Consider the following 7010-nt stretch of genomic DNA (forward strand, 5'->3'; position numbering starts at 1 on the left):
TCAATGGAAACTTTGATGAGTGCCAGACTGCTGTAAAGCAGATTTTTGCTTCGGATTCTATAAAGGCTCAATTTCAGGAAAAACAGTTGATTTTCTCTTCAGCTAATTCAATTAACTGGGGGCGACTTCTTCCACAAATTGTCTATTATTTTTGGGCTTATTTACAGGCAGTGGATCAGGGTAAAGTATCGTCCGAAGGCAAAATGAATGTAGTCGTTCCTACTGGGAATTTTGGTAATTTACTTGCTGCTTATTATGCTAAACGAATGGGGCTCCCGATCGGTCAAATTATTAGTGCTTCAAACCAAAACAATGTTTTGTCTGATTTTTTTTCAACAGGAGTTTACCAAAGTCAGCGGGCGTTTTATCAAACGATCTCTCCTTCAATGGATATTTTAATTTCCAGTAACTTTGAACGTTTTTTATATGAGATGAGTGATAGAAATGCGGATCGAATCAGGAGTTGGTATGACGCGAGCAACCAAGGGAAGTTTGCAGTCGATCCAGAGACCTTGAAACGTTGCCAAGAAACAGTCTTTGCCGGATGGACGAGTGAAGAAGAGACGCTTGAAACTATAGCACAAAGTTATCGAGCCTATCAGTACGTATTTGATCCCCATACTGCTGTGGCAATGAAAGTCTATAATGACTATCTTTCTGCAACCAAGGATCAAACTTATACTGTTATCGCTTCTACTGCAAGCCCCTTTAAGTTTGCCTTGAACGTTTTAGCAGCTTTAGAGGGAGAAAGACCAAGGGATGAGTGGGAAGCCCTAGATCGTCTGAGTCAGTTAACTGGGTGGAAAATTCCGTTGGGGCTTCAAGGGTTGGATCAAAAGCTGGCAAAAACAGCGGTTAAGTGTGAGCCGGAAGAGATAGCAGGGGTGATACAGAGGATGTTTGTGGATGAGGAAGTTTCTTAGCCCAGTCGCACAACGTTTCATTGCTATTCGCTTGTTGCTCAGGCTAAACCGCAAAACTTCTGGGCTTTCTGCATGTGAACAGTTGCGGTTCTTAACGCCTGATCAACTGCGCTCATTGACGCAATTCCACTAATCGTGCTCCTTAAGCTAAGAAACTTCCTCTGGCTTGGGGTCGGACGGGGGTTTTGGAACGGCTCGAAGGATGGGGCGCTGTTTGCGTTGTAGACGAAAGGCGCTGGGGTTTACGGAAGTGTAGACGGTCTTGATCTCTTCCTCTGGCTTGGGGTCGGACGGGGGTTTAGGAACGACTTGAAGAATGGTAGGGCTGTTTGCGTTGTTGACGCAAAGGCGCGCAGGACGTGGTTTTGAGGAAAGGGCGGACGGGGGTAAGACCGCAGACCTAGGGACGGTTCTGGTGTCTGGAATAGATGAATTATTGTCGGGTTAATGAAAAGGAGAGAGGATTTTATCCTCTCTCCTTAAAATATTCGTTCGTCTGGAAGTGCTTTGGGATAGGAACCTAATAATTTGACAAAGGTGTTTTCTTTTTTGAATGCCCAAAGGACATCTTGGATGGGCGGGGCAAAGACATAGCCGTCTACGTCGACGAAGAAAACGTATTCTCCGAGTTTTCGTTTGGAGGGTCGAGATTCAATGCGGCTTAGATTTATATGCCGTTTACTAAATTCTCCTAAAATTCGGTAGAGTGAGCCTGGAGTATTTTCTGCGATGACTAGGAGAGAGGTTTTATCTTCCCCATCGGACATTTCCGCTAGTTTATGACCGACGAGAACAAAGCGAGTGGCATTGAGGTTAATATCTTGAATGCGCTCTTTGAGTATATGAAGGTTATAGAGGTGCGCAGCTCGACGTGGTCCGATGGCTGTCCAGTTTTCACGGATTGAAGAAATTTTTTGGGCGGCATCGGCGGTGCTTAAACAAGTAATCTGTTGAGCATTTGGGAGGTGTTTCTCTAGGAAATCCCTGCACTGTCCGAAAGCCTGTTCATGAGAATAAACTCTTTCAATTTGGTCAAGAGACATTGGCTCATGTGCTAAAAGGCATTGGTCAATGGGATGGACAAACTCATGAGTAATATAGATATGTTCAGTCTGGCCCAAAGTATCCATTGTCACGCCTACTTGTCCTTCAGTGGAATTTTCTAAAGGGACAAAGGCCCAATCTATTTCCATGTCGTTGCAGGCGAGAAGTATGCGAGGTATGGTAGAGAACGGTATTAGTTCAGGTGGATCTTCTTTAAATATAGGTTGAGTGGCTAAGAATAAATGGATTGCCTCTTCGGAAAAACTTCCCTTAGGCCCTAAATAGCCCATTTTTTTCATACTTCTGTCTCCTTCGTATCTCGAACACTTGGACTGCAATAAATATTTTTATACTATAATAATACAGATAGGAATTAACGGCAAGTCTAATCAACCTGAACTAATCAACCTAAAGCAAAACATCGAGACATTGATCCAACGGGGTTAAACGATTTACACTTTATAAATTCGTCAATAAAACTTATTACATATCGACTAAGATACTTGCTAAGGGAACTTGGATCAGGTAAAATTATATAAGGAAGGTTGGGGAACCTTCCAAGGGGATAGTGGACAAGGTGGATGAAACAGACAGTGGAACGTACGCTGTCTGTTTCGCTTTTTGTACAAATAGTTTGAGCACAGCCTTGATTTTGGCATACACTATGAACGTTAGCCATATGCTTTATAGTATTATGGATAAATAAAAATCTTGACCCTAATCTGAATAATTGTTAAACTTAAAACAAGGTAAGCTGTTCGAGGTCCTACAACTGAAGAAGGGGGGAGAACAGAGGCCCAGCTTGTTAAACTATTCATAAATACATAGTAAATTTATAAGTGGAGGGAAAATTATGAAGAAGTCTCGGTTTTTAGGATGTTTAGCATTAGTACTTATTTTAACAATGTCCTTAGTTGGATGTGCCAACAAGACAGAAGCTCCTAAAGCAGAAGCACCCGCGAAAAGTGAGTTTAAAGTTGGCTTAGTTACAGATGTGGGTGGACTGAACGATCACAGTTTTAACTTTCTAGCCAACAAAGGGTTAGAACAAGCTGAAAAAGAACTGGGTATTAAAAAGGCTGTTGTCGAGTCTAAACAAATGACGGATTACGAAACAAATCTTAGCCGTTTTGCTCAGGATAAATATAATCTAGTCATTGCGGTGGGTTTTTTAATGCAGGATGCCGTAGTCAAGGTTTCAAAGGATTATCCAGATACTAAATTTATGATTATTGATTCCTCCATCACAGATCGCCCAAATGTTGCTTCTGCAATGTTCAAAACGGAACAATGTGGTTACTTAGTCGGTGTGATGGCTGGTTTACTGGAGAAAACTCCTGGTATTCCAAATGCATTAGGTAAAAACACTGTAGGTCTTGTCGGTGGTATGGCAATTCCTCCAGTAAACGATTATATTGCCGGCTTTATTCAAGGAGCTAGGAGCGTAAACCCTGCTATCACGGTTAACTTAAAATACACCAATAAATTTGATGACCCTGCTCTCGGCAAACAAACGGCCCTTTCTGAAATTGCTGGAGGTGCGGATATTGTCTTTCCTATTGCGGGTGGAACTGGAACGGGCGTCATCGACGCTGCCAAAGAAAAGAATGTCTATGCCATCGGTGTGGATGCAGATCAAAACTATTTAGCACCAGAGAATGTTATTACCAGTGCCCTCAAGGGTATGGATGTGGCTACCTTTAATATTATTAAAAACGCCAAAGAGGGTCAGTTTAAAAGTGGAGACATCCTCTTTGATTTAAGTAATAACGGAGTAGGGTTTGCGACACCAACTAAGGTAGTTCCTAAAGAGGTTGTCGATAAGGTAAATGATGCAGCAAAGCAAATCAAAGATGGTAAAATTACAGTTACTAACAAAATGCCAGCTGGTTTCTAAACGTTTAGCCGGTTTTAGCAAATGACAAGTGGATTGCTTCATAATCCTTATGGGGCAATCCCTTTCTTAATGGAGGGGATTATGCGCACCTGTTTAGAAGTTAGAGAAATCACGAAATCGTTTCCAGGAGTTCTTGCCAATGATCATGTAAATCTTACTGTACGTGAAGGAGAGATACATGCGATTTTAGGGGAGAATGGCGCCGGTAAATCTACGCTTGTAAAAATTATTTATGGACTTTATAAACCAGATTCCGGAAGTATTCGGCTCTATGATCAGGAGCTTAACTTTGCAAGTCCCCGTCAGGCCATCGAAGCAGGAATTGGAATGGTGCACCAACATTTTATGTTAATCCCAGCTTTAACTGTTGCTGAAAATGTTGTCCTCGGTGGAGAACCAGGGAGAATTCATTATCGACGTAAGGAAAATGTAGAGATTGTTCGCCAACTTGCCAAGCAGTATCATATGGAACTTGATCCAGACGCAAAAGTAGGGGATTTAACCGTCGGACTTCAACAGCGAGTTGAGATTTTAAAAGTCTTTTACCGCAAGGCTAAGCTACTTATCTTAGATGAACCTACAGCCATGCTCACTCCACAAGAGGTAGAAGAACTGATTCTAGTCATGGAACGTCTTCGTTCCCAAGGGGTTCCCATTGTTTTCATTAGTCATAAGCTTGACGAAGTGCAGCGTATTTCGGACCACGTCACGGTTATGCGAGCGGGAAAGACGGTCAATACTGTCGAAACAAAGTCCACGACTCCTCAAGAACTAGCTAATTTGATGGTTGGACGGGAAGTGGTGCTTCATGTTTCTAAACTGCCTCAAAAACTTGGAGAACCAGTTTTGGAACTTGTAGACATTGTAGTATCATCAGGTCGTAATGAGAAAGTCAAGAAAGTAAGCTTCGAGGTCCACCGTGGGGAAATATTTGGTCTGGCCGGGATCGATGGGAACGGTCAATTTGAACTTGTGGAAGCGATTACAGGTTTATTGCCCTGTAAAACTGGGCGAATCCGTCTTTTAGGAAAGGACATTACCTCCTCTTCCGTTCAGCATAGAACTAATGCAGGGATTGCCTATATTCCACAAGATCGTCAATTAGATGGATTGGTGATGGATTTTGAACTGACTGAAAACTTTGTCTTGCGGGACTTCTCTAAAGCCCCATTTGCACGCCTTGGCCAAATGCAAGTTAAGCCCATTGAGGAGTATGCAACGCGTTTATCGGAAGATTTTGATGTCAGGCCACGTCGAATTCATGCACTAGCCCAAAATTTGTCCGGTGGGAACCAACAAAAAGTGATTTTGGCCCGCGAGGTTTCACGTAACCCTGAATTATTGATAGCAGCTCAACCAACTAGAGGGTTAGATGTCGGAGCGATTCAATTTATTCATAACAAACTCTTGGAGTTACGATCCGATGGGAAAGCGATACTCCTAGTTTCTTTGGAATTAGATGAGATCCTGGCGTTATCAGACAGGATTGGGGTATTCTATGCCGGTCGTTTGATGGGGATTTTTCCTAGTGGACAGGTTACACGCGAGCAGCTTGGGTTACTTATGACAGGTGTAGATTTAGGGAGTGGGGGTAGACTATGAACAAGATAATGAAAGAATTGGTTACCCCTTTTGTAGCGATCATTATTGCAATCCTGATTGGTGCATGTGTTATGCTCCTTACGGGCCATAACCCACTAGCAGCTTATGGAGCGCTCTTTTCAGGAGCTTTTGGCTCGACGGTAAACTTATCGAACACAATGGCCAATGCTATTCCTTTAATTCTCTCAGGGTTAGGAGTCGCTATTGCTTTCAAAGCTGGTTTGTTTAACATAGGAGCAGAGGGCCAGTACTGGATTGGAAGTATGGCAGCAGTTTGGATTGGCTATTCTGTACAGGGGCTGCCGCCTATTCTACATATTTCTTTAGCCGTTCTAGTGAGTATGCTGGCTGCAGGACTTTGGGCAGGAATAATTCCTGGGCTGGCAAAGGCTTTAGTGGGTGCTCACGAAGTCATTACTACTATGATGATGAGTTACATTGCAATTTTTCTGAGTCACTATATGCTTGAGAACGGCCCAATGATGCAACGGGGCTTTGTACCCCAGTCCCCGGTGATCTTACCATCTGCGATGTTAGGTAAGATTGTGGATCGGACCCAACTTTCTTGGGGGTTAGTGATTGCTTTAGTGGTCTGTGTGATTGTTTATTGGTTACTTTATAAGACAACCTTAGGATACAGATTGAGAGCAGTGGGATTAAATGCCCGGGCAGCTAAGTATGCTGGAATTAATGTTTCATTTAATCTAGTATTAGCCTTATTTATTAGTGGAATGTTAGCCGGTTTAGCGGGTGCAGTCCAAATGCTTGGAGTTCAACATCGACTCTATGACAGTTTCTCTTCAGGATATGGCTTTACGGCTATTGTGGTCGCCATACTAGCCAATAATAATCCGTTTGGAGTTATCTTAGCTTCCATTTTCTTTGCTGCTTTATCGACAGGTGGACAATCTATGCAATTAGTTTCAGGTGTGCCAGCTCATTTAACCGATGTCATTTCTGGAATAATTATCTTCTTAATTGCATCCAAAAATGTCATTAGTATTGTTCAAAAACGTTGGCGCAGACGTCATACTTTAGCGCCGGTTAAGGAGGTACAAACAGGTTGCTAAATTTCTAGACAAATATGTATAAACATGAACATTTCTACTATAAAATTAACTAATAAAGTGTTATTCTATAGTAGAGGTGAAATAACAATGTCTAATAACTTAATTGATATAAGTGATGCTGCTCAGCGATTGGGCGTTACAATTGCAACTCTTCGACGATGGGATGCATCAGGAAAATTAAAGTCAGTAAGAACTTTCGGTAATCATAGGCGATATCGCCTTGATGAAATAGAAACCCTTGTTAATCAAGTAGAGGCAGTAGCACCTGTTCAACTTAACGCCTTTATTTATTGTAGAGTCTCAACCAAGAAACAACAGGAAAGTGGCAATCTTCAACGCCAACAAGAACGACTTATTCAATATTGTAAAGAAAACCACTACAATATTGTCACTATTTATGAAGAAGTTGCCAGTGGACTTAATGATAATCGCAGAGAACTAACTAAAATGTTTCGGAATTTAAATGATGTTGAA

6 protein-coding genes and 1 pseudogene are annotated in these 7010 nt (G+C 42.1%); 6 read left to right on the forward strand and 1 reads right to left on the reverse strand.

Going from position 1 to position 7010, the window contains the following annotated elements; translation table 11 throughout:
- Both UF75_RS29480 and UF75_RS30935 read left to right on the forward strand, forming a co-directional pair.
- A pseudogene (locus UF75_RS29480) lies at positions 1–923 on the forward strand (threonine synthase); the annotation flags it as partial.
- 316 nt (positions 924–1239) lie between these two features.
- The gene (locus UF75_RS30935; RefSeq protein WP_282433859.1) at positions 1240–1371 is read left to right on the forward strand and encodes a hypothetical protein; all 132 of its coding nucleotides are present in this window, start codon (positions 1240–1242) and stop codon (positions 1369–1371) included.
- Between the two features lie 31 nt (positions 1372–1402).
- Here the strand turns inward: UF75_RS30935 and pheA are convergent, their stop codons facing one another.
- Positions 1403–2266 (reverse strand): prephenate dehydratase, encoded by an 864-nt coding sequence (gene pheA, locus UF75_RS23910; RefSeq protein WP_045577024.1) that lies wholly within the window; start codon positions 2264–2266, stop codon positions 1403–1405.
- 554 nt (positions 2267–2820) lie between these two features.
- Here pheA and UF75_RS23915 point away from each other — a divergent pair.
- From UF75_RS23915 to UF75_RS23930, 4 genes are all read left to right on the forward strand, one after another.
- A complete protein-coding gene (locus UF75_RS23915; RefSeq protein WP_045577025.1) occupies positions 2821–3864 on the forward strand; it encodes a BMP family ABC transporter substrate-binding protein in 1044 nt (347 codons plus the stop codon).
- An 81-nt stretch (positions 3865–3945) separates the two neighbouring features.
- The gene (locus UF75_RS23920; protein ID WP_045577026.1) at positions 3946–5466 is read left to right on the forward strand and encodes an ABC transporter ATP-binding protein; all 1521 of its coding nucleotides are present in this window, start codon (positions 3946–3948) and stop codon (positions 5464–5466) included.
- On the forward strand, positions 5463–6536 hold the full coding sequence (locus tag UF75_RS23925; protein WP_045577027.1) for an ABC transporter permease: 1074 nt from the start codon (positions 5463–5465) through the stop codon (positions 6534–6536). The genes UF75_RS23920 and UF75_RS23925 overlap by 4 nt, the downstream gene beginning before the upstream one ends.
- 87 nt (positions 6537–6623) lie before the next feature.
- The coding region (locus UF75_RS23930) for a recombinase family protein (RefSeq protein ID WP_045577028.1) at positions 6624–7010 on the forward strand (387 nt) is incomplete at its 3' end.

The sequence above is a fragment of the Desulfosporosinus sp. I2 genome (assembly GCF_000960765.1).
In the GTDB taxonomy this organism is placed as follows: domain Bacteria; phylum Bacillota; class Desulfitobacteriia; order Desulfitobacteriales; family Desulfitobacteriaceae; genus Desulfosporosinus.